General features: G+C 71.4%; 20 protein-coding genes. 13 read left to right on the top strand and 7 right to left on the bottom strand.

Features of this window, described 5'->3' with window-relative positions:
* Positions 1 to 30 precede the first annotated feature (30 nt).
* The gene (locus tag BJY18_RS04770) at positions 31 to 1,353 is read right to left on the bottom strand and encodes a M20/M25/M40 family metallo-hydrolase (RefSeq protein WP_184777997.1); all 1,323 of its coding nucleotides are present in this window, start codon (positions 1,351 to 1,353) and stop codon (positions 31 to 33) included.
* A 206-nt stretch (positions 1,354 to 1,559) separates the two neighbouring features.
* Here BJY18_RS04770 and BJY18_RS04765 point away from each other — a divergent pair, with 206 nt between their 5' ends.
* The 10 genes from BJY18_RS04765 to BJY18_RS04720 are packed head-to-tail and all read left to right on the top strand — an operon-like array spanning position 1,560 to position 11,690.
* Entirely contained in the window at positions 1,560 to 2,420 is an 861-nt protein-coding gene (locus tag BJY18_RS04765) for a TetR/AcrR family transcriptional regulator (RefSeq protein WP_184777995.1), read from the top strand.
* The gene (locus BJY18_RS04760; protein WP_184777993.1) at positions 2,420 to 3,313 is read left to right on the top strand and encodes a beta-keto acid cleavage family enzyme; all 894 of its coding nucleotides are present in this window, start codon (positions 2,420 to 2,422) and stop codon (positions 3,311 to 3,313) included. Before BJY18_RS04765 ends, BJY18_RS04760 begins: the two co-directional genes overlap by 1 nt.
* Positions 3,306 to 4,250 (top strand): 3-hydroxyacyl-CoA dehydrogenase NAD-binding domain-containing protein, encoded by a 945-nt coding sequence (locus tag BJY18_RS04755; RefSeq protein WP_184777991.1) that lies wholly within the window; start codon positions 3,306 to 3,308, stop codon positions 4,248 to 4,250. The genes BJY18_RS04760 and BJY18_RS04755 overlap by 8 nt, the downstream gene beginning before the upstream one ends.
* Positions 4,243 to 4,668, top strand: a complete 426-nt coding sequence (locus BJY18_RS04750) for a thioesterase family protein (protein ID WP_184777989.1) — start codon at positions 4,243 to 4,245, stop codon at positions 4,666 to 4,668. The genes BJY18_RS04755 and BJY18_RS04750 overlap by 8 nt, the downstream gene beginning before the upstream one ends.
* A 38-nt stretch (positions 4,669 to 4,706) precedes the next feature.
* A complete protein-coding gene (locus BJY18_RS04745) occupies positions 4,707 to 6,293 on the top strand; it encodes an ABC transporter substrate-binding protein (protein ID WP_184777987.1) in 1,587 nt (528 codons plus the stop codon).
* A complete protein-coding gene (locus tag BJY18_RS04740) occupies positions 6,290 to 7,246 on the top strand; it encodes an ABC transporter permease (RefSeq protein ID WP_184777985.1) in 957 nt (318 codons plus the stop codon). The genes BJY18_RS04745 and BJY18_RS04740 overlap by 4 nt, the downstream gene beginning before the upstream one ends.
* Positions 7,243 to 8,139 (top strand): ABC transporter permease, encoded by an 897-nt coding sequence (locus BJY18_RS04735; RefSeq protein WP_184777983.1) that lies wholly within the window; start codon positions 7,243 to 7,245, stop codon positions 8,137 to 8,139. Before BJY18_RS04740 ends, BJY18_RS04735 begins: the two co-directional genes overlap by 4 nt.
* On the top strand, positions 8,136 to 9,704 hold the full coding sequence (gene nikE, locus BJY18_RS04730) for a nickel ABC transporter ATP-binding protein NikE (RefSeq protein WP_184777981.1): 1,569 nt from the start codon (positions 8,136 to 8,138) through the stop codon (positions 9,702 to 9,704). Before BJY18_RS04735 ends, nikE begins: the two co-directional genes overlap by 4 nt.
* Complete coding sequence (locus tag BJY18_RS04725; RefSeq protein ID WP_184777979.1) at positions 9,701 to 10,759, top strand: serine hydrolase domain-containing protein; 1,059 nt, start codon at positions 9,701 to 9,703, stop codon at positions 10,757 to 10,759. The genes nikE and BJY18_RS04725 overlap by 4 nt, the downstream gene beginning before the upstream one ends.
* 19 nt (positions 10,760 to 10,778) lie before the next feature.
* Positions 10,779 to 11,690, top strand: coding sequence for a cobalamin-binding protein (locus tag BJY18_RS04720; RefSeq protein ID WP_184777977.1), 912 nt, complete (start codon positions 10,779 to 10,781; stop codon positions 11,688 to 11,690).
* A gap of 6 nt (positions 11,691 to 11,696) precedes the next feature.
* Here the strand turns inward: BJY18_RS04720 and dhaL are convergent, their stop codons facing one another.
* Positions 11,697 to 14,123, bottom strand: coding sequence for a dihydroxyacetone kinase subunit DhaL (gene dhaL, locus BJY18_RS04715; RefSeq protein WP_312873742.1), 2,427 nt, complete (start codon positions 14,121 to 14,123; stop codon positions 11,697 to 11,699).
* Positions 14,120 to 15,064, bottom strand: coding sequence for a dihydroxyacetone kinase subunit DhaK (locus BJY18_RS04710; protein WP_184777975.1), 945 nt, complete (start codon positions 15,062 to 15,064; stop codon positions 14,120 to 14,122). The genes dhaL and BJY18_RS04710 overlap by 4 nt, the downstream gene beginning before the upstream one ends.
* A gap of 123 nt (positions 15,065 to 15,187) precedes the next feature.
* On the opposite strand from BJY18_RS04710, the gene BJY18_RS37690 reads away from it, so the two are divergent.
* The 3 genes from BJY18_RS37690 to BJY18_RS04695 all read left to right on the top strand — a co-directional run bounded on the left by BJY18_RS37690 (position 15,188) and on the right by BJY18_RS04695 (position 16,911).
* Positions 15,188 to 15,931, top strand: a complete 744-nt coding sequence (locus tag BJY18_RS37690) for an IclR family transcriptional regulator (RefSeq protein ID WP_184777973.1) — start codon at positions 15,188 to 15,190, stop codon at positions 15,929 to 15,931.
* 180 nt (positions 15,932 to 16,111) lie between these two features.
* On the top strand, positions 16,112 to 16,711 hold the full coding sequence (locus BJY18_RS04700; protein WP_221457559.1) for a hypothetical protein: 600 nt from the start codon (positions 16,112 to 16,114) through the stop codon (positions 16,709 to 16,711).
* Positions 16,708 to 16,911 carry a DUF6186 family protein gene (locus BJY18_RS04695; RefSeq protein WP_184777971.1) on the top strand — a complete coding sequence of 68 codons (204 nt, stop codon included), beginning with the start codon at positions 16,708 to 16,710 and terminating at the stop codon, positions 16,909 to 16,911. The genes BJY18_RS04700 and BJY18_RS04695 overlap by 4 nt, the downstream gene beginning before the upstream one ends.
* Positions 16,912 to 16,917: 6 nt before the next feature.
* Here BJY18_RS04695 and BJY18_RS04690 read toward each other — a convergent pair whose 3' ends face one another.
* The 4 genes from BJY18_RS04690 to BJY18_RS04675 all read right to left on the bottom strand — a co-directional run bounded on the left by BJY18_RS04690 (position 16,918) and on the right by BJY18_RS04675 (position 22,429).
* Positions 16,918 to 17,694, bottom strand: coding sequence for an SDR family oxidoreductase (locus BJY18_RS04690; RefSeq protein ID WP_184777969.1), 777 nt, complete (start codon positions 17,692 to 17,694; stop codon positions 16,918 to 16,920).
* A 66-nt stretch (positions 17,695 to 17,760) separates the two neighbouring features.
* On the bottom strand, positions 17,761 to 18,705 hold the full coding sequence (ligD, locus tag BJY18_RS04685) for a non-homologous end-joining DNA ligase (RefSeq protein ID WP_184777967.1): 945 nt from the start codon (positions 18,703 to 18,705) through the stop codon (positions 17,761 to 17,763).
* A gap of 38 nt (positions 18,706 to 18,743) precedes the next feature.
* Complete coding sequence (locus tag BJY18_RS04680) at positions 18,744 to 20,231, bottom strand: hypothetical protein (protein ID WP_312873741.1); 1,488 nt, start codon at positions 20,229 to 20,231, stop codon at positions 18,744 to 18,746.
* A gap of 155 nt (positions 20,232 to 20,386) precedes the next feature.
* Positions 20,387 to 22,429, bottom strand: coding sequence for an MDR family MFS transporter (locus BJY18_RS04675; RefSeq protein ID WP_184777965.1), 2,043 nt, complete (start codon positions 22,427 to 22,429; stop codon positions 20,387 to 20,389).
* Between the last annotated feature and the right edge of the window lie 138 nt (positions 22,430 to 22,567).

Genomic DNA, 22,567 nt, shown 5'->3' with positions numbered 1-22,567 from the left:
GGACCTGGCCACTCACGAGGGTCGGCTGGCTCAGGACGAGCGCAGGAACCGGTCCAGCACGCGGGTGCCGAACTTCAGCGCCTCCACCGGCACGCGCTCGTCGACGCCGTGGAACAGGCCGGAGAAGTCCAGGTCGGCCGGCAGTTTCAACGGCGCGAAGCCGAAGTTGCGGATGCCGAGCTGCTGGAAGGACTTCGCGTCGGTACCGCCGGAGAGCATGTACGGCAGCGTCCGCGCACCGGGGTCCTCGGCGAGCACGGCGGCGGTCATGGCGTCCACGAGCGCCCCGTCGAAGGTCGTTTCGACCGGCGGGAGTTCCATCCACTCCTTCTCGATGTCCGGGCCGAGCAGCTCGTCCAGCTCGCGGTCGAACTGCTCGATCCGGCCGGGCAGGATGCGGCAGTCCACCGCCGCCTCGGCGACCGACGGGATCACGTTCGACTTGTAGCCCGCGGTGAGCATCGTCGGGTTCGCGGTGTCGCGCAGCGTCGCGCCGATCATCCGGGAGATGTTGCCCAGTTTGGCGACCGAACCCTCCAGGTCGTCCTCCGGGAAGTCCCAGCCGGTGATCTCGGTGACCCCGGCAAGGAACTCGCGCACCGAATCGGTGAGCACCAGCGGGAACTGGTGCGTGCCGAGCTTCGCGACGGCCTCGGAGAGCTTCGTGACCGCATTGTCCCGGTGGATCATCGAGCCGTGCCCGGCCGTGCCGCGCACGCGCAGCTTCATCCAGCGGATGCCCTTCTCCGCCGTCTCGATCACGTACGCGCGGACGTTGTCCTTCAACGTGATCGAGAACCCGCCGACCTCGCTGATCGCCTCGGTCACGCCCTCGAACAGCTCCGGCCGGTGCTCGACGAGCCACTGCGCCCCGAACTTCCCGCCGGCCTCCTCGTCGGCGAGGAAGGCGAACACCAGATCGCGCGGCGGGACGATGCCGTTGATCTTGTAGTGCCGGGCCAGCGCCAGCGCCATGCCGACCATGTCCTTCATGTCGACCGCGCCGCGGCCCCATACGTAGCCGTCCTGCACCGCGCCGGAGAACGGGTGCACCGACCACTCCGACGGGTCCGCCGGCACCACGTCGAGGTGACCGTGGATCAGCAGCGCGCCGCGGGACGGGTCGGCGCCGGGCAGCCGGACGACGACGTTGTGCCGGTCCTTCGCACCGGACTCGACATAGGTGATCTCGTAGCCGGCGTCGGTGAGCTTCTCCGCGACGTACTCGGCCGCAGCCCGCTCGCCGACCAGGGTCGCGGGGTCTCCGGTGTTGGTGCTGTCGATGCGGATGAGCTCGCTGGTGAGCGTGACGGCCTCGTCCGCGGCGGCGTCGATCTGGTTCGCTTCGGTCACCGGCCCTTCCTATCATCCGCGGTGCCCGGACGCCCCTGTCCCGGCGGGTGGGAGACGGGGCGTCACGCGGGCTGGACGCCGTCCGACTGATCAGCCAGTCAGCAGCTGATCGCAACTCCTTATCACTGCGGGATAACCGCAGGTAGTCCGCTGATTTGTGTCGCAACTGTTGCGATTTTCGCAACACAGGTTTAGCGTCTGCGGCCATGGACGAGACGGAACAGCTCAGGACCCGGGTCCGGACGCTGATCCGATCGCTTCCCGGAGCCCAGCGGGAGTTCGCCGCCGCGATCGGGCTCGACGGGACGAAACTGTCCAAGGCGCTGGGCGGCACCCGCCGGTTTTCGCCGCACGAGCTGGTCCGGATCGCCGAGTACTCGGGCGTCACGGTCAACTGGCTGCTCAACGGCAGCGACGACGCGCGCACCGTCACCGCGGTGCCCGCACCCGCCGCCCGGCCGGAGAGCGATCCGGCGCATCACACGCAGTCCGAACCCCGCCGCCGGATCCTGGAGACCGCCTGGGCGCTCATCGCCGAACGCGGCTACCACCGGGTGCGCATCTCCGACATCGCGCAGGCCTGCGGCACCAGCACCGCGGCCATCCACTACCACTTCCCCGGCAAGACCGAAGTTCTCAACGAAGCGTTGCGGCGCAACGTGAAGCTCGCCTTCGACCGGCAGGTCGCCGAGCTGCACGCGGTCGAGGAGGCGCACGACCGGCTGCTGAAGCTGGTCGAACTCCAGCTGCCGACCGAGGGACTGCTGCGCGCGGAATGGTCGGTGTGGCTGCAGGTGTGGAACGAGGTGGCGCTCGAGCCGGAGCTGCGGTCGCTCTACACCGATTCCTACGACCGCTGGTACCAAACCATCCGGATGACCATCCGCACCGGACAGGAACAAGGGGTGTTCCGGGTCGCCGACCCGGAAGCCGCCACCGTGCAGCTGACCGCGCTGATCGACGGCCTCGGCATCCAGGTGCTGACCGGCCGTCCCGGCAGTTCGGTGGGCACCATGCGTGCCCATCTGCACGATTTCATCACAAGGTCGATCGTCAAGGGAGCCTGATGAACCACGACGTCATCGTCACCTGCGCGCTGACCGGCGCGGGCGACACCGTCGGCCGGAGCCCGCACGTGCCGGTCTCCCCCGCCCAGATCGCCGCGAGTGCCGTGGAGGCGGCGAACGCGGGTGCCGCGGTGGTGCACATCCATGTGCGGGAACCGGAAACCGGCGCGCCCTCGCGTGAAGTGGCCCTGTACCGGGAAGCGGTGCGGCTGGTCCGGGAGTCCGGAGTGGACGTCGTGGTCAACCTGACCGCCGGGATGGGCGGGGACCTGGTGATCGACGAGGAGGATCCGCTCAAGCCGGTCGACGGCACCGATCTGGTCAACGCGATGGACCGGCTGCCGCACGTGGAGGAGCTGCTGCCGGACATCTGCACGCTCGACTGCGGGTCCCTCAACTTCGGCGAGGGCAGCCAGCTCTACGTGTCCACTCCGGACATGCTGCGCGCGGGCGCCCGGCGCATCCAGGAGCTCGGGGTCAAGCCGGAGCTGGAGATCTTCGACAGCGGGCAGCTGTGGTTCGCGAGCAAGATGGTCGAAGAGGGCCTGATCGACGCGCCGCCGCTGTTCCAGCTGTGCATGGGCATTCCCTACGGCGCGCCGGCCGACCCCGGTCTGCTGCAGGCCATGGTCAACCTCCTGCCGGAGGGTTCGCAGTGGGCTTCGTTCGCGATCGGCCGCAACCAGATGCCGTGGGTCGCGCAGTCCGTGCTGCTCGGCGGGCACGCGCGGGTCGGACTCGAGGACAACCTGTACCTCGCGCGCGGTGTCAAGGCGACCAACGGCCAGCTCGTGGAACGTGCGGTGGAGATCGTCCAGGACCTCGGCGCGAACATCGCGAGCCCGGACCGGGCACGGGAAATCCTCGGACTGAAGGAGCGGGTCGGTGCCTGAACCGGACACTGTGGACACTGTCGCTTGTGTCGGCGCCGGCGTGATCGGCGGAGGCTGGGTCGCGCACTTCCTCGCCCGCGGCTTCGACGTCCGGGCCTGGGATCCGGCACCGGACGCGGCCGCGAAGCTCACACGGCTCGTCGACGCGGCCTGGCCGGCGCTCACCGCGCTCGGGCTCGCCGAGGGCGCGAGCCGGGACCGGCTCACCGTCACCGGCACGCTGGCCGAAGCCGTGGAGGGCGCCGGGTTCGTCCAGGAAAGCGCGCCGGAAGACCTGGCGCTGAAGCAGAAACTGCTCGCCGACATCGACGCGGTCACCCCGGCCGGGATCGTGATCGCCTCGTCCACCTCCGGGTACGGCATGACCGAGATGCAGGTCGCCGCGAGGACCCCCGAGCGGCTCGTGGTCGGGCACCCGTTCAACCCGCCGTACCTGATCCCGCTGGTCGAGGTCGTCGGCGGGAAACTCACCGCGCCGTGGGCGGTCGAGCGGGCAGGCGCCTTCTACCGGCACGTCGGCAAGACCGTGCTGACCATGGCACGCGAGGTTCCCGGGTTCGTGGCGAACCGCCTCCAGGAGGCGTTGTGGCGCGAGGCGCTGCACATGGTCGACGCCGGCGAGGCGACGGTGGAGCAGATCGACGTCGCGATCACCGACGGGCCGGGTCTGCGCTGGCCGGTGCAGGGCCCGATGCTGACCTTCCACCTCGCCGGCGGCGAGGGTGGGATGGCCCACATGCTCGACCACTTCGGACCGTCGCTGAAATCGCCGTGGACACGGCTGGACGCCCCCGAGCTCACGACCGGGCTGCGCGACGCCGTGGTGCAGGGCTGCGACGAGGAAGCCGGGGACCGCACCATCGCCGATCTCGTGGCGGAACGGGACCGGGCGATCATCGCCATCCAGCGGGCAGTCGGCGAGGCACGCCGTGGGTGAGTACCGCGCCAAGGTCCGTCCGGAGTGGATCGACTACAACGGCCACCTGTCCGAGCCGTACTACGTGCTCGTTTTCGGCGACGCGACCACGGCGTTGATGGACCGGACCGGTATCGACCCGGAGTACCGGCAACGCAACGACGCGTCGCTGTACACAGTGGAGGCTCACGTCCGGTACCTGCATGAGGTCGGTCCGGACGCCGAACTGGTGGTGAGCACCGCGGTTCTGGACGTCGGCATCAAGAAGCTCCGGCTGTGTCACGAGATGCGAGCCGGGGGCGAGCTGGTCGCCACCGAGGAACTGCTCTGCCTGCACGTCACCGCGGGACGCACCAGTGCGTTCCCCGGCGAGATCGCCCGCCGGCTCGGCCGGCACCTCGCTCCCCTTCCCGACTACGCAGGACGTGCCATTGCCTGAACTCCTCCCCGCACACCCCCTCCCACCGGAAGTCATTCATGGAAGCGCGATGTAAACCGAATTCCCTGTCCCGGCGCGGCTTTCTGGCGCTGGGTGGCGTGAGCGCCCTCGCCGCCGTGCCGTTGTTGAGCGGGTGCGGCTCCACGGTCGCCGCGGCGGTCCCCACCGGGCCGCCGCGACGCGGGGGCACGCTGCGCGTCGGCGTCACCGGCGGCGGTGCCTCGGACACGCTCGACCCGCACATCCCGGCGACGAACCCCGACATCGCCCGGGTGATCAACCTCTATGAACCCTTGCTGCTGCGCGATCACGACTACCGGCTGCAGATGGTGCTGGCCGAATCGCTCACCGCGTCACCGGACGCGCGGACCTGGACCGCGGTGCTGCGCCGGGGCGTCCGGTTCCACGACGGACGTCCCCTCACGCCGGCCGACGTGGTCGCGACATTCCGGCGGATCACCGATCCGGACGATCCGAAGAGCGGCGCCGCCGGGCTGACCATGCTCGGCGAGGTGGCCGCGACCGGCGAGGCGACCGTGCAGTTCCGGCTCACCGAACCGAACGCCGGGTTCGACGACCTGCTCGGCCAGTACTCGCTCGGCATCGTGCCGGCCGATTTCGACCTGAAGCACCCGATCGGCACCGGCCCCTTCAAGGCGAGTGCGTTCACCCCCGGCCTGCAGAGCACCTTCGAGCGCAACGAGCACTACTGGCGACCGGGCCAGCCCTACGTCGACCGGCTGGTGCTGATCAACTTCGCCGACGACGACGCGCGGCTGAACGCACTGCTCTCCTCCCAGGTGGACGCGATCGACCAGGTCCCGGTGGCGCTGATCGACGTGCTGGGCAGCGATCCGCGGATCCGGGTGCTCACCTCCGAGACCGGCACCTGGCTGCCGTTCACCATGCGGGTGGACCGGCCGCCGTTCGACGACGTGCGGGTCCGGCAGGCACTGCGCCTGGTGGTGGACCGCGAGCAGATGATCAACCAGGTGCTGTCCGGGCAGGGCAGGCCCGGCAACGACCTCTACGCGCCGTTCGACCCCGCGTACGCCAAGCAGCTTCCGCAGCGGAAGCAGAACCTCGACGAGGCGAGACGGCTGCTGGCCGCGGCCGGGAAGCCGAACCTGGAGGTCGAACTGGTCACCGCGCCGATCCAGGCAGGTGCGGTGGAGGCCGCGCAGGTGTTCCAGCAGCAGGCCAAGGCGGCCGGCGTCACCGTGCGGATCCGCAAGATCGACACCACCACGTTCTACGGCGAGAACTACCTGTCCTGGGATTTCGCGCAGGACTTCTGGTATACCCGCAACTACCTGCCGCAGGTCGCGTCCGGTTCCCTGCCGAAGGCGCCGTACAACGAAACCCACTGGAACGACCCGGAGTTCACCGACCTGGTCACCCGCGCGAGTTCCACTGTGGACCCGGCTGCCCGCGCGGACCTGCTGCGCCAGGCCCAGCGCATCGAGTACGAGCGCGGTGGCCTGATCGTTTGGGGCTTCGTCGACCAGGTCGACGCCCACCAGGCGTACGTGGCCGGGCTGGTGCCCGACCGGACCGGGATCTCCCTGTCCGGCTACCAGTTCCGCCAGGCCTGGCTCGGCAAGGACACGGGAGGTGCGGCGTGACGCGGCTGATCGTGAAACGGCTCCTGGTGAGCCTCGTGGTGCTGTGGCTGGTCACGTTGCTGGTCTTCGTGGCGACGCTGCTGCTGCCGGGTGATCCGGCCCGCGCCATCCTCGGCCAGCAGGCCACCCCGGAACGGATCGCCGCGCTGCAGCACCAGCTGCACCTCGACGAGCCGGTCTGGCAGCGCTACCTGACCTGGCTCGGCGGCCTGTTCACCGGTGATCTCGGCACGTCCACCTCGACCCAGGGCCCGGTGACGGCGCTGCTGTCCGACCGCGTGAGCGCCTCGGTCGTGTTGCTGGTCCTCGCCGCGGTGATCGCCACTCCGCTCGGGCTCGCGCTGGGCACGTGGAGCGCGATCCGCCGCGGCCGGGCCACCGATCAGGCGGTGTCCGGCGTCAGCCTGGTCATCGCGGCCCTGCCGGAGTTCGTGATCGGGGTGGCGCTGATCGTGCTGTTCGCGACCACGGTGTTCAAGGTGCTGCCCTCGGTCACGCTCAGCCCGCCCGGCGAACCCGTGTGGCAGCAGCCCGGGCAGCTCGTGCTGCCCGTCGCGACCCTCGTCCTGGTCGTCACGCCCTACATCACCCGGATGATGCGCGCGACGATGAACGAGGTGCTCGACTCGGGCTATGTGGAAATGGCCCGGCTCAAAGGCATCCGGGAACGCACCGTCCTCTTGAGACACGCGCTCCCGCACGCGGTCGGCCCGGTCGCGCAGGTCGTCGCGCTGCAGCTGGCGTGGCTGGCCGGTGGCGTGGTCGTGGTCGAGTTCCTGTTCCGCTACCCCGGCATCGGCCAGGCACTCATCGACGCGGTCGGCAAACGCGACGTCGCAGTGGTGCAGGCGGTGACGCTGCTGATCGCCGCGGTGTACATCGTGGTCAACCTGCTGGCCGACGTGATCGGCATCCTCGCCGATCCCCGGGTGCGGACGGAGGCGCTGCGATGACCGCCGTGGACGAGGAGACCACCCTGCCCGCCGCCGCGGACACGCCGCCCCGGCCGACCGGACTGATCCGCACCGCGTGGACGTTCCCGCAGGCCAAGGTCGGCAGCGCGCTGACCGTGCTCGTGGTGCTGGTCGCGGTGCTCGGACCGTGGCTCGGCCCGGTGCTGACCGGGTACGACACCACCGGCTTCGCCGGGAAGCCGTTCAAACCGGACGGTCTCGCGGGCACCGACGGTCTCGGCCGCGACGTGCTCACCCGGTTCCTCGCCGGAGGAACCACGCTGCTGCTGTACGCGGTGCTCGCCACCGCGCTGGGCATCGTGCTCGGCGCGGCGATCGGCATGGTCGCCGGCTACGGCGGCGGCTGGCTCGACGCGGTCCTGATGCGGGGCAACGACGTGCTGCTGTCCTTCCCGCAGCTGGTGATCGCACTGCTGGCGATCGCCGTGATCGGGCCGAAGGGCTGGCTGCTCGTGCTGGTGATCGGGTTGACGCACGCACCGCGGACCGCGCGGGTGGCGCGCCAGGCGACCGTGGCCGTGCGCGGGCAGGACTTCATCCGCGCCGCCGAGATGTACGCGATGCCGCGCTCGCGGATCCTCGTGCGCGAGATCCTGCCGAACATCACCGGGCCGCTGATGGTGGAGCTCGGCCTGCGGCTGACCTATTCCATCGGCTACCTGGCCTCTTTGTCGTTCCTCGGGCTCGGTATCCAGCCTCCCACGGCCGACTGGGGCCTGATGATCAACGAGAACCGGATCGCGCTGGTGGTGCAGCCGTGGGGCGTGCTGCTGCCGGTCGTGGCGATCGCGGTGCTCGCCGTCGGCACGAACCTCGTCGCCGATTCGCTCGCCTCGGCCGCGGCCGGGCGGACCCGGGAGGTGCGGTCGTGACCGATCCCGTGCTCGAGGTGACCGGGCTGGCCGTGCGCACCACTGCGGGCGTTCCGGTGCTGCGAGACGTCTCGTACGCCATCGAACCCGGCGAAGTGCTCGCGCTCGTCGGGGAATCCGGCTCCGGAAAGACCACCGCTGGACTGGCCGCGCTCGGCCATTTCCGGCGCGGACTGGTCTCCGCCGGCGGAACCGTCACGCTGCGGCCGCGCGAGGGCGAACCGGTGGACCTGCTTGCCCTCGACGGCGCGGCACGGCGCCGGCTGCGGGGCAGCGCCGTCTCCTACATCCCGCAGGACCCGGCGCTGTCGCTGAACCCCGCGTTGCGGATCGGCCTGCAGATCGAGGAGGTCCTGCACACGCACGGCTATCCGGGTCCGGTGGACGAACGGGTGAGCGAGGTACTGGCCGAGGTCGGGCTGCCCGCCGACGAGCAGTACCGGCGCCGGTACCCGCACCAGCTTTCCGGCGGCCAGCAGCAGCGGGTCGGCATCGCGATGGCGTTCGCCTGCCGGCCGAGCGTGGTCGTGCTCGACGAGCCGACGACCGGGCTGGACGTGATGACCCAGGCGCTGGTGCTGGAGACAGTGCGCGGCCTGACCGCCGAGCACGGCGTCGCGGCGCTGTACATCACGCACGACCTCGCCGTGGTCGCGCAGCTCGCGGACCGGGTGGCCGTGATGTACCGGGGCGATCTGGTCGAGTGCGGACCGGCGGATCAGGTCCTCCGCCGCCCGGAACACGCCTATACGAAACGGCTGCTGTCGGCGGTGCCGGATCTTTCCGCGAAGCCGGCCGCCGCTCCCCCACCCGACGACGCTGTGCTGGCCGCCCGCGACATCCGCATGGCCTACGGCCGTCATGAGGTGCTGCGTGGAGTCGATCTCGCGGTCACGCGTGGCGAATGTGTGCTGTTGCTCGGGGAATCGGGCTCGGGCAAGACCACGCTGTCGCAGTGCATCGCGGGTCTGAACCGTGGTTTCACCGGCACCGTGGCGCTGGAGGGCACGCCACTCGCGTCGGCGACCCGGCAGCGCAGCATCGACGAACGGCGGCGCATCCAGTACGTGTTCCAGAGCCCGTTCTCGTCGCTCAATCCCCGCAAGACGATCGCGCAGTCCATCGAGGTCCCGCTGGTCCACCTCACTGCACTGTCGCGGGCACAACGGCGTGCTCGCGTCGCGGAGATGCTCGACCGGGTCCGGTTGCGGCCGGGCCTGGCGAACCGGCTGCCCGACCAGCTCAGCGGCGGGGAACGCCAGCGCGCGGCGATCGCCCGCGCGCTGGTGACCACTCCGGACGTCCTGGTCTGCGACGAGGTGACCTCGGCGCTGGACGTGTCGGTGCAGGCCTCCATCGTGGACCTGCTCGGCGAGCTGCGCCGGGAGCTGGGGATGGCCATGGTGTTCGTGACCCACAACATCGCGCTCGCCCCGGAGGTCGCGGACCGGATCGCGGTCCTGCGCGGTGGCGAGATCGTGGAGGAAGGAACGGTGGAGACCGTGCTCACCGCACCCGCGCACAGCTACACGCGTGAGCTGCTCGACACCACCCCGCGCCTGTGAGTGTGCGGGCCGGCTTCGAGGCCGTGCGCGACGCGTTCGCCGACGTGCTCGCCGGGTCCTCCGGCGGCGCCTCGTTCTGCGTGTACCGGCGTGGCGAACCGCTGGTGCGGCTGCACGGCAACTGGGCCGAGGACACCCGCGTGGTGTTGTTCAGCGGCACCAAGGGGATCGTCGCGACCGTCGTCGCGATGCTCACCGCGCGGGGGCTGCTCGATCCGGACGAACCGGTGTCGCGGTACTGGCCGGAGTTCGCCGCGGCGGGCAAACAGGACGTGCCGGTCTCCCAGGTCCTCGCGCACACCGTCGGGCTGCCTTACGTGGAGCCGGATCTGCCGATGCTGGACAACGCCGCCAACGCGGCCGCGCTCGCCGGGCAGAGTCCGCTGTGGACACCCGGCAGCCGCGTCGCCTACCACGCACTCACCTACGGCTACCTCCTGACCGAGCTCGTCCGGCGGGCCACCGGCGAACCCCTTGGCACCCTCGTGCGCACGATGCTCGCCGAGCCCCACGGTCTGGACCTGCGCCTCGGCACGCCGCCGGAGGTCCCGGTCGCGACGCTGCGGCGCGCGCCCGGGTACCGGATCAGCACGTTCCTCCAGGACCCGGGGCGACGCCGGGTGGTCGAGCGGATGTATCGCGGCCTGCTCGATTCGGGCGACACCATGAACTCACCCGAGTACCGCGGCGCGGCGCTGGCCGCAGGTGGTGGCGTGGGCACCGCCGACGCGATGGCCCGGCTGTACGACCTGCTGCTGTCCGGCGAGCTGGTCCCGGGGCAGGTACTGGGCCGGGCGACGCGCACCTGGTCCGAGGGCATCGACGCGATCAACGACCGCCCGCTGCGGTTCGGGCTCGGCTTCGAACTGGCCGACCCGATCGGCACCTACGGCCCGGCCGGCACCGCCTTCGGCCACTCCGGCGCGGGAGGCGGACGGCACGGCGCCTGGCCGGAGCACGGGATCGCGTTCTCGTTCACCACGAACGAACTCCAGGCCGAGGACGTCGACACCCGGGCGAGCAGCCTGCTGGCCGCACTGCACAGCTGTCTCTGATCCGGCCTACCGTGGACCCATGCGGATCGTGTCACTGCTGCCTGCCGCCACCGACCTGGTCGCCACGCTCGGGCAGCTCGGCAACCTCGTGGGGCGCACCCACGAGTGCGACTGGCCACCGGAGATCAGCGCGGTGCCGGTGGTGACCACCGCGGAGATCGACCCGGGCTCCTCGTCCAGCCGGGAGATCTCCGACGCCGTCGGCGGCTCCGCGCACCGTGGTTCGTCGCTGTATTCGGTCGATGTCGAGCAGCTGGCCGAGCTCGCCCCGGACCTGGTGCTCACCCAGGACCTGTGTGCGGTGTGCGCTGTCTCCTACACCCGGGTCGCCGATGCCGTGCGGATGATGGACGCCGGACCACGCGTGCTCAGCCTCGAGCCGCGGACCCTCGCCGAAGTCCTCGGCTGCGTCGCGACCCTCGGCGACGCACTCGGCGTGCCCGAAGTCGCCGCCGAACGCGACGCCGGACTGCGGCAGCGGCTCGCCGACGTACGAGCCGGGGTCGCCGGCCGAGCGCGCCCGCGGGTCGTGGCGCTGGAATGGCTCGACCCGCTCTGGCCGGCCGGGCACTGGGTGCCCGAGCAGATCACCACCGCCGGCGGTGCTCCCCTGCTCGCCCAGCCCGGCGAGCACACCGAGCCGATGCCGTGGGACGCCGTCCTGGACGCCCGTCCGGACGTGCTGCTCGTCCTGCCGTGCGGGTTCAGCCCGGACCGCACCGCGGACGAGCTCGACGTGCTCACCACTCGGCCCGGCTGGGCGCAGCTGCCCGCGGTACGGGCCGGGCAGGTCTGGCTGCTGGACGGACCGTCCTACTTCAACCGGCCCGGCCCCCGCGTGGTGCGGGGCGCCGAGATCCTCGCCTCGATCCTCCACGACGTACCGGCCGATCCCCCGGTGACCGGCGCCGAGGCCCGGCAGGTGAGGTAGCCGGGGCTACTCCGGCCACCGCACTCCCGTGCGGTGGGCCCGGCTGTCGCGGATGACCGCGGTGGCGGTGTCGAAGAACCAGTGCACCACCACTGCGCCGGGGTCGACGACGCCGCGGGCGCTGTCGCCGAGGTAGCTGGCTCGGCCGCGACGGGCGGTCATCTCCGCGGTGGCCCGAACGCCGCTGTCGGCGGCGCCGGCGGCCGCGGCGAGAGCGGCCGGAAGCGAGGCACCTTCCCGCGACGCTTGCTCCAGTGCGGTGACGGCCGGTTCGAGTGCGTCGATCATGGTGCGGTCCCCGGCACTCGCGCCGCCGAGTTCCCGCACGATCCGCAACCCTTCCGCGGAGGCGGCGGCGAGGACTGTCAGCGGGATCCCGTCCGAACCCGCCTGTGCCGTCGCCCGGGCGAAGGCCCGAAAGAACATGCCGAACAGCGCTCCGGACGTCCCGCCGGCCCGGACGAGGTACGACTCGGAGATCAGCTGGAACAGCGGGGAGAGGGAACGGTAACCCCGGGCCGCGAGGTCGCCGAGACCGGTGAGCGCGGCCAGCTGGGTGGCGCCGAAGTCGCCGTCCCCGGCACTGCGGTCGAGATCGGTCAGCTGCGGTTCGGACGCGATGACGCGGTCGGCGAACGACTGCAGCCACGCGACGGTCTCGTGGTGGCTCAGGTCGTCGTCGCCGGGCGGCGGCAGCACCGGATCGTCGGCTGACCCGGCGGCCGGAACCCGCAGGGTGATCTCCGGGGGACGCCGGTCGCCTATGCCGGAGAACTCGACAGGCGGCACGTTCGGCCACGCGGGAGCGGCCGTCGGCGCGTCGAACAGGTCCAGCATCTCGTCGTCCACGCGCACCAGGGTGACCGACACCCCCGACATGTCCAGCGCCGTGACGAAAGTGCCGACCAGCGATCGCCGGATCCGGACACCCGCACCGGCCAGCCGGTCGGCGACCTCGGCGAACACCAGCGAAAGCTCGAGGTCGTGAGTGGCGCCAAGGCCGTTCACCACGACGATCGTGTCGTCGCCGTCGGACAGGCCGAGAGCCCGCACTATCGGGTCCACCAGCGCGGCGACGAGTTCCCCGGCGGTCGCCGACGGAATCCGGGACGTCCCGCGTTCCCCGTGAATGCCGATCCCGAGCTCGGCCTCGCCCTCGGCCAGGTCGAAGGACGGCCGGGTCTCCCCCGGCAGGATCGGCGCGCGGAGCGCGACCGCCATCGAACGCGCCGCCGCCGCGGTGCGGCGCCCGAGCGCGGCGACGTCGGCGAGCGCGTCACCTCGCTGCGCGGCGGCGCCGCAGATCTTCTCCACGACGAGGGTGGCCGCAGTCCCCCGCCGTCCGGGGCCCTCGCCGTCCCGGTCACTGGCCACGTCGTCGTCGACGACCACGGTCTCCACGGCGATGCCCTCGGCCGCTGCCAGTTCGGCGGCGATGGCGAAGTTCAGGACGTCACCGGTGTAGTTCTTCACGATGTGCACGACGCCGGCTCCCGCGTGCGCGGCGGCCGTGGCGGCGTGGATCTGCACCGCGTTCGGCGAACTGAAGATCAGGCCGGGCGCCGCCGCGGTCAGCATGCCTTCGCCGACGAACCCGGCGTGCAGCGGCTCGTGCCCTGATCCGCCACCGGAGACGAGGGCGACCCGGCCGGCGGGCGGAGTGGTTTCGCGGACGAGGTACCCCGGGTCGGGCACCCACCGCAGGTCGGCGGCGTTCGCGACCACGCCGCGCAGGCTGTCGGCGACGAAGGACCGGGGGTCGTTGACGAAACGAGGGCCGGACAAGGCAACTCCTTGCAATGTGGAAGGGATGAGCGTGCGGGCCGCCGCGATCAGCAAGGCTGCCGACGTCGCGCCGGGGTCCTGGTGGCCGGCACTGCGTTCGCCGAGATAGCTGGCGCGGCCCTTCTTCGCGATCATGGCAATGGTGGCGTCGCGGCCGGCTTCGGCCGCGGCGGCCGCCCGGGCGAGCGCGCGGGCCGGTGACTGTCCTGCCGACAGCGCGGATTCGAGTGCGTCGACGGCCGGTGCGAGTGCGTCGTACAGGGTCTTGTCGCCAGGCTCGGCACCGCCCAGCTCAGCCACCCCGGCCACTCCCGCCCGCATCGCGCCGACGAGCGGGACGGCGCCGGTCGTGGTGGCCAAAGCTGCTGCCATACGAACGAAAAAGCTGCCGTACAGCGGGCCGCTGGCTCCGCCGACGTGGTCCACGATCGTCGAACCGACGGCGCGAAGCAGCTGCTCGGGCCGGGAAAAGTCGTGGTGCCGCACCAGCGTGGCGAGGACGAGTGCTCCGCGTCGCAGGTTGACGCCGTGGTCGGCGTCGCCGATGGCTGCGTCGAGGGCGTTGAGGTGTGCTTCGTGTTCGGTGAGCGACGCCGCGAAGGTCCCGATCCAGCGGGCGAACGCGGCGGTGTCCGGCAGCTCGTTCACCCGGACCACCGGCCCCACCGCAGCGCCTGGGTCAGCACCGGAGCGTCCCACAGCTCGAGGACGTCGGGATCCACTTTCGACAGCGTGACCGAGCATCCTGACTGGCCGCGGCTCGTCACGTAGGAGCCCACCAGCGACCGGACCGCCCGCACCTCTGCCCGCGCCAGCACCGCGGCGACCTCGTCGTAGATCAAGCAGAGCCCGGACAACCGCGTGCCACCGAGCCCGTTCACGAAGGTGATCACCTCGGTGCCGCGACGGCACTCCAGGTCGGCGAGAATCGGGTCGAGCAGCTGCGCGACGAGGTCCGCCGCCGGCCCCACGGGAATGCGGCGGCGTCCCGGTTCGCCGTGGATGCCGATCCCGAATTCGATCTCCGTGCCGGACTTTTCCGGCAACGCGACTCCCAAGCTGCGGCTGCCGTCGGCGACCCGGCGGGCCAGCGCCGCGACCTCGGAAAGCGGAAGTCCCCGTTCGGCCGCGGCACCGGCGATCTTCTCGACCAGGACCGTCGCGGCGATCCCGCGGCGACCAGCGCCGGGATGATCGCCGGCCAGGGCGGCGTCGTCGCGCACCACCACCGTTTCCACCGCGATCCCGGCGTCCGCCGCGAGCTCCGCGGCCATCGAGAAGTTCAGGACGTCGCCGGTGTGGTTCTTCACGATGTACAGGACGCCGGCGCCGGCCTCCACGCGCCGGGTGGCCTCGGTGATCTGCCAGGGCACCGGCGAGGTGAACAGCTCGCCGACGCATGCGGCGTCGAGCATCCCGGGCCCCACGAAACCGCTGTGCAACGGCTCGTGTCCCGAGCCGCCACCGGAAACCAGCCCGACCTTGCCCGGTACCGGGCCGTCCGCCCGCAGGACGATCCGGGCGTCGCGGTCGACCGCGAGACCCCGGCCCGCCGCAAGACCCTCCAACGCGTCCGCGGTCGCGTGCATGACGACTCCTCGTTGAGTTTCGGAACAGTATTCGACATTGTCGAACGACGGTCGTAAAGTACGCTACTGTGGCGGCACGCACAAGCCACCGCCCCGGCCGCGCGGTGAGGTGAGGGAGACCCGGTGATCCAGTCGGTGGATCGTGCGCTGCGGATCCTGAACGCACTGCAGAGCGCACGCAGGCTGAGTCTCCGCGAGCTGGCCGGCCGGCTCGAGCTGGCGCCGTCGACCGCGCACGGCATCGTGCGCACCCTGGTGACGCACGGCATGGTGGTGCAGGAACGCGATTCCCAGCAGTACCGGCTGGGCCCGGCCACCCTGCGGCTGGGCAATACCTACCTGGGCACCCTCGAGCTGCGCGCGCGGGCCTCCGGCTGGGCCGAAGACCTCGCCGAGCGGACCGGCTTCGCGGTCCGCACCGCGGTCCGGCTCCTCGACGACGTTCTCGTCGTGCACCACGCGCGACGGCCCGACGGCAGCCTGCAGATGGACGAGGTCGGGATCGTCATCCCGGCGCACGCCTGCGCTCTGGGCAAGGTGCTGCTCGCCTTCGGCTCCGACGACCGGGAACCGGCGCGGCTGCACAGCATGACCGGACACACCCTGACCGACGCGACCGCGCTGCGGAGCCAGCTGGAAACCGTCCGCCGGGGCGCACTCGCCGAGGAGGTCGAGGAGGCGGTGATCGGCGAGTGCGGCGTCGCGACACCGGTCTTCGACGCGACCGGCGACGCTGTCGGTGCGCTGGGCCTCGTCGTCCCGAGCACGGAGTGGCCGCTGGAACCGGCCACCGCGGACGCGTTGCGTACCGCCGCTCGCGCGGTGTGCCGGGAACTCGGCGGGCCCGCGCAGGCAATCCCGGGCTGAATCGCCGAGTGGCCCGGCTGCCCTCGCGAACCCCCGTGACCGAGCCGCGTCTCACGTCGTCAGAGATCACGAATCAGCCCGAACGCAAGCCCGAACTTGTCACACCCGATCCGGGAAGCGGACGGCTTCCTTCCGTGTTGGCTCCCAGCAGGACGAGGACGCGAAGGGGGCCCGCCGCCGATGGCCGTGAGCAGTTCCGAACACCGGTCCGCGGGGTACCCACGCGGCCGGCTCGCCGTGGACCTGCCGGTCGCCGGGCTGGTGATCGCCGCCCTCGCGCACTGGATCCGCGATGCTCCGGCGGACGCACTGATCTTCTTCGCGGCGGCCGTGCTGCTGCTGGTGACCGAACGGCACGCGCCCTCGGCCGAGAACGCGCTCGGCGAGCCGGTCCGGCTGCCAGGGTTGCCGCTGATCGCCGTGGTCGCGGTGGTGGCGCTGGTGTTCGGCAGGCAGACGGTGCCGATGCTGCTCACCGTGTCCGCGGTGGGAATCGGCGCGCTGGTGGTGGAGTGGCGGGAGCCCTCGCTGCCGGCCGCGCCGCGTGTGCCACGGGGCTGGGTCTGGGTGGCGCTCGCCGTCGGCTGGTGTGTCTGGGAGCTCGTCGCCTTCATCTACGAACAGGCCGCGGGCGGCCTGTCCCTGACCCATCCGACGATGAGCGACCTGGTCGACCCGATGCTCGGCAACCGGGTGGTGCAGGCGCTGGCCCTCGCGGTCTGGGTGGCCGCGGGGCTGGCCATGCTGCGCGCGGCCGCGGCGGCGAGGAGGACCGCGTGACCAGCAGGCTCGTCACCGAAATCGGGTTCGGCACGATCGTGGTCGCGGCGATCTCCCTGTGGGTGGCCAGCCACGTGGCGCCGAAGAAGGTGCCACCGCTGACGCGAGTGCTCTCCGCGCTGATGCGGAAACGGTCCACCCGCGTCGCGCTGGTCCTCGCGTGGTGGTGGGTCGGCTGGCACTTCTTCGTGCAGAGCTGAGCGGCCTCAGCGGTACCGCATCGCCGCCACGTTCCCGCGTTCGGCGAGGTACCGCTCGAACGTGACCACCCCGTCGGCGTGCCCGGGCGCCAGGTTCCCGCCCTCGGCGTAGGAGCGATAGAGCCGTCCGGGCCACCACACCCGCACCACCCGCTTGTCCCGCCCGGACGCGGCGAGCAGCGCCCGCACCAGGTCCGCCGCCGATCGCACTTCGGGTCCGCCGAGGTCGGCCACCCGGCCCCGCGGCGGACCGGCCGCCAGCTCCGCCAGCCGCGCCGCGACGTCACGCACGTCGACCGGCTGGAACCGCCACCGCGGCACCGGCACCACCGGCAACCGCGCCGCGGCGGCCAGCAACGACCGCACCAGCGCGTGGAACTGCGTCGCACGCAGGATCGTGTACGGCAGCCCGGAACCGGCCAGTACCTCCTCGGCAGCCAGCTTCGCCCGGTAGTAGCCGAGCGGGACCCGGTCCACCCCGGCGATCGACACATACACCACATGCGGTGCCTGCCGGCCCCAGCGCGCGGCCTCCACCAGCCGCCGCATCACCTCGGCCTCGCGGCGGAAATCCGTGGCACAGTGCACGATCACGTCCGCCCCGGCGACCGCGACGTCCAGGCCGCGTCCGGTCCGCAGGTCCCCGGTCGTCCACTCGGCGCCGCCGCCGGTGCGTCCGCGGCGGCTCAGCACCCGCACTCGCTGCCCGGCCGCCACCAGCTGGTCCACGAGCACCCGGCCGAGCTGGCCGGTTCCGCCGGTCACCAGGATCCGCTGCGGCACGTCGTCCTCCCGTCTCCCGGGCCATCGTGGCACGCGGGCCGGCCCGGCACCGCGCGACGGCCGGGATCAGTCGTCTCCGGCTTCCTCCAGCCCGTCGCGGTCGGCCCACTCGAGCAGTGGTTCCAGCGAGAAGGCCGCGTCGTCGATCCCGGCGTGCAGATCGCCGAGTTCGGCGAACCGCGCCGGAACCGTCGCGATGGTGCAGTCCCGGGGGTCGACGTCGTCGATCTCGTCCCAGCGCAGCGGGGTGGACACCGTCCCCTCCGGTACGCCACGCACCGAGTACGCGCTGGCGATGGTGTGGTCGCGAGCGTTCTGGTTGTAGTCCACGAACAGTTTCGCGGGGTCGCGGTCCTTGCGCCACCAGGCGGTGGTCACCTCGTCCGGCGCCCGCCGCTCCACCTCACGGGCGAAGGCCAGCGCCGCGCGGCGCACGTCGGAGAAGCCCCATCGCGGTTCGATGCGCACGTAGATGTGCAGCCCACTGCCACCCGAGGTCTTCGGCCAGCCGGCGAAGCCCAGCTCGTCGAGGACCTCGTGCGCGACGTGCGCGACCCGGCGCACCGTGGAGAACGGGCAGTCCGGCATCGGATCGAGGTCTATCCGCCATTCGTCCGGACGTTCGGTGTCCGCTCGTCGTGAATTCCACGGATGGAACTCCACTGTGGACATCTGCACCGCCCACGCGACGTGCGCCGCCTCGGTCACGCACAGCTCGTCGGCGTGCCGCCCGTACCGCGGGAAGTGCACCCGTACCGTCTCCAGCCACGGTGGCGCGCCGTTCGGCACCCGCTTCTGGTGCACCTTCTCCCCCGCCACACCGGACGGGAACCGGTGCAGCATGCACGGCCGCTCCCGTAGCGCCCGCACGATCCCCTCGCCCACCGACAGGTAGTAGCGCACGAGGTCCAGCTTCGTCTCGCCGCGCGCCGGGAAGTACACCCGATCCGGATGGGAGATCCGGACCGTCCGTCCGCCCACTTCGAGCTCGACCGCCGAGTCCTTGGCCATGTCCCGACGGTAGCCGCAAACCGCCCTTCGCGCGGGCCTCAGCCTTCCGGGAGCAGGGTGAAGTGCCCGACGCCCTTGGCCGCCGAGGTGACGGTCCACGAGTCGGGTCCGGTAGCCGGGCCCTCGCCGTAGAGCAGCCGGTAGTCCGGACGTCGCTTGGGCTGGGTCCGGTCGAACCAGCGGTAGTTCAGCCGCAACGCGAACGACTTGACCCCCGAGGCGCCGGCGATCCGCCGCTGCACGAGGGGCGCGACCTGGCTGCGGTCGGAGAACACGTCGAGGATCCGGCAGTCGCAGAAGTAGGCCAGCGTGCCGATCTCACCCGGACCGGCCACCGACTTCCCGTCCAGCCGGGCGCCCAGCTCACGCCCCACCCTGGCGTAGTCGGTCGAACTCGCCCAGTTGCCGAAGACGACCGGCGAACGCCACGGCACGCCCTGGGCGAGGTCCACCCCCACCGCGCCCGCGACGACCACCCCGACGACACCCAGTGCGGCCAGTGGCGCACCCCGGTGCGGCGCCGGACGCTCGGTCGCCTCCGTGAGCCAGACACCGGCCACCAGCACGGCGAACATCCCGATGCCGACCACCGGCGTCACGTAGTACCAGTGGTAGGGCCCGACCCCGAGCATCGAGTACACCAGGTAGTACAGCACCCCGCCCGCGCCGAGCCCGGCCACCGGTGCCAGTGCCGGGAAACCGTCCCAGCGGCGGGCGAAGCGGACGCCCGCCCACGCGATCAGGAGCACGACCCCGGCCAGCGCCGCCGCGAACGTGAAGACCACCGCGACCGGCTGGATGAGGAAATACATCATCGGCCCGGTGAAGTAGCCCCACTTGCCGAACAGATCGCTCTGGGCCTGCTTGATCACCAGCGTGTCCGGGACGAACGAACCGAGTGCGAACCAGCTGACCAGAAACCAGGGCGCGGCCACCGCGATCCCCGTCGCGAACGCACGCCAGAAGTGCCGCCGAATCCCCGCCGTGGCGAACCCGATGACCGCGACGAACACGACTAGGTCGAGCCGGGTCAGCACGGCCAGTGCGGCGGCCACCCCGAACAGCACCGGCCGCCCCTCGGCGGCGAACACCACCAGCCACAACAAAATGGCCGGTACCAGCAGGACTTCGAGCCCGGTGGCGGAAAGCAGGAACGGGTTCGCCACCACGAGCACCACGCCGAGCAGCGCAACCCACGGCGCCAGCCGGAACCGGTGCGTCAACCGCAGCCACGCCCAGCCGAGCGCCCCGCTCGTGAGCGCGGTGAGCACCCCGAGCGCGAACACCGGATGTGCGGAACCGCTGATCCGCGTCGCGAAGGTGAGCAGGCCCAGCAGCAGTACGTCGAGTGGCGACGTCGCGGAGTTCGCGACGCTGCCCGGCACGAGCGCCCACTCTCCGTGCACGGCAAGGTTCTTCGCGTAGGCAAGCGTGATGTACCCGTCGTCGGTCAGGCTTTCCCGCACCAGCAGGAACGACAGCAGCCCCAGCAGGGCCGCTGCCCAGGGCAGCCATCCGGTACGCACGGAAATCGACCGTACGGCACGATCCGCACGGTCTGCGCCACGGCGATCCGCCTCGGCGCTGCTCGCCGTCCTCGACTCCTCCACCGACACAGTCCCGGCACGATAGGGGGTGCGAGGTGTGTGGCGGTCAACGGCCTGTCGTGGCGAGGTGGTTCTCAGACGAGCGCGTGCCGCCCGGACCGTGCGGGATCCTCGCTCTCGTCGAGGATTCGGGTCGCCACACGGGTGATCGCGGCGTCCAGTCCGGCGCGGTCCGCGCCACCCCAGTCACCGAGCCGTTCGGCGATCCAGTTCCGCCACGCGTGCACGAGTTTCGCGGTCTCCGCACGGCCGCTCTCGGTGAGCGCGAACGTTCCGCGGCGATACGTCAGGTGCCCGGTCAGCTCCAGCCGCGCGAACGCCGGTTCCAGCACCTCGGGCGGCAAGGCGTAGTGCGCGCCGATGGCGGTGAGCGTGGCCGGCCGGTCCGTGCGCTCCCGCAGGTGGACCTGCACGAGGCACCACAGACCACCGCGGTCGAGGTCCGATCCGGCGCGGGCGGCGATGGCCGGCGCCGCCTTGCGCCGCTCGCGGAAGAACAGCGTCGCGATGGCCCGTTCGAGCTGCCGGTCGTGCTCGCGGGCTTCCGGCATGGCGAACCCGTCGCCGAGGTCCGGCGCGGCCGCCCGCGAGGTGTCCCGCAGCGGGACCTCCTTGAGGAAGCAGGCGAGCACGAACGCCAGCAGCCCCACCGGCGCGGCGTAGAGGAAGACCACGTGCAGCGCATCGCTGTAGGCCTCGATCACCGGGTCCGAGACCGCCCGCGGCAGCTGGTGCAGTGCTGCCGGGACCTGTACGACGTGCGGGTCGAGCCCCGGCGGCAACGGATGCTCGGCCGCCGCACGGGCGAGGTTCGGGCCGAGCTGGTTGGCGTAGATCGTGCCGAAGATCGCCGCGCCGAAGGAGCTGCCGATCGAGCGCAGGAAGGTCGCCCCGGACGTGGCGACGCCGAGATCGCGGTACTCCGCGGTGTTCTGCACCGCGATGACCAGCACCTGCATGCTGAGCCCGATGCCGAGGCCCAGCACCGCCATGTAGCCCGATGCCTCCCAGAATCCGGTGTCCGCCCCCAGCCGGGACAGCAGGTAGAGCCCGAGCGTCATCAACGCCGTGCCCACCAGCGGGAAGATCTTGTACCGGCCGGTGCGGCTGACCAGGTTGCCGGACAGGATCGAAGCGAACAGCAGCGCCAGCACCATCGGCAGCAGCCGGACGCCGGAGGTGGTGGCCGAGGTGCCCTGCACGTACTGCATGTAGGTCGGCAGGTAGGACAGCGCGCCGAGCATCGCGAAACCGACGACGAAGCTCATGATGCCGCTGACGGTGAACACCGGGTTCCGGAACAGCCGCATCGGCAGCATCGGCTCCTTCGCGCGCAGCTCCACGACCACGAAGGCGGCCAGCAGCACCACCGAGCCCGCGGCCATGCCGATGATCGTCGGCGAACCCCACGGGTAGGTGGTGCCGCCCCAGCTCGTCACGAGCGTGAGCCCGGTCGCCGCGAGGCCGATCAGCAGGATGCCGAGGTAGTCGATGACCGGCTTCGCCCTCGCCCGCACGCTGGGCATCGCGGCGGCCGCGACGATCAGCACGACCACGACCAGCGGGAGGTTCACGTAGAACGCCCATCGCCAGGACAGGTGGTCCACGAACAGCCCGCCGAGCATCGGCCCGGCGACGGTGACCACCCCGAACACCGAACCGAGCGCGCCCTGGTACTTCCCGCGTTCGCGCAGCGGCACCACGTCCGCGATCAGCGCGGTGGAGGTGACCATCAGGCCGCCGCCACCCAGCCCCTGCACCGCACGCCAGATGATCAGCCAGGTCATGCTGTCGGCGAACCCGCAGAAGAACGAGCCGATGCCGAAGACCACCACCGACAGCTGGAACATCAGCTTCCGGCCGAACAGGTCGCCGAGCTTGCCGATGACCACCGTCATGATCGTCTCGGCCAGCAGGTAGGCGGTGATCACCCAGGAGAGATGCCCGGCGCCCCCGAGATCGCCGACGATGGTGGGCAGGGCGGTGCCGACGATCGTCTGGTCCAGCGCGGCCAGCAGCATGCCCAGCAGAACCGCGCCGAACACCGCGTTGATCTTCCGCTTCGGCAGCGCGGCCCCCAGGGGCTGGTCCCCGGCGACCTCGGCCGTGGCCGTCATCCGGCACTCCTCCCGCCCGCGCCGGTGCTCCCGGCTCGTCCACCGTAGCCCACCTCTGTCCACAGTAGATTTACTCGTTCCGGTGACAGCGCGCGCCGACCGGCGCGGCACCACTTCGCAGGCCCCGTCGACCGCGGG

It is taken from the genome of Amycolatopsis jiangsuensis (genome assembly GCF_014204865.1).
GTDB classification, from domain to species: Bacteria; Actinomycetota; Actinomycetes; order Mycobacteriales; family Pseudonocardiaceae; genus Amycolatopsis; species Amycolatopsis jiangsuensis.
The sequence above is the reverse complement of the archived record's forward strand: the minus strand, read 5'-3'. Positions and strand labels throughout refer to the sequence as shown.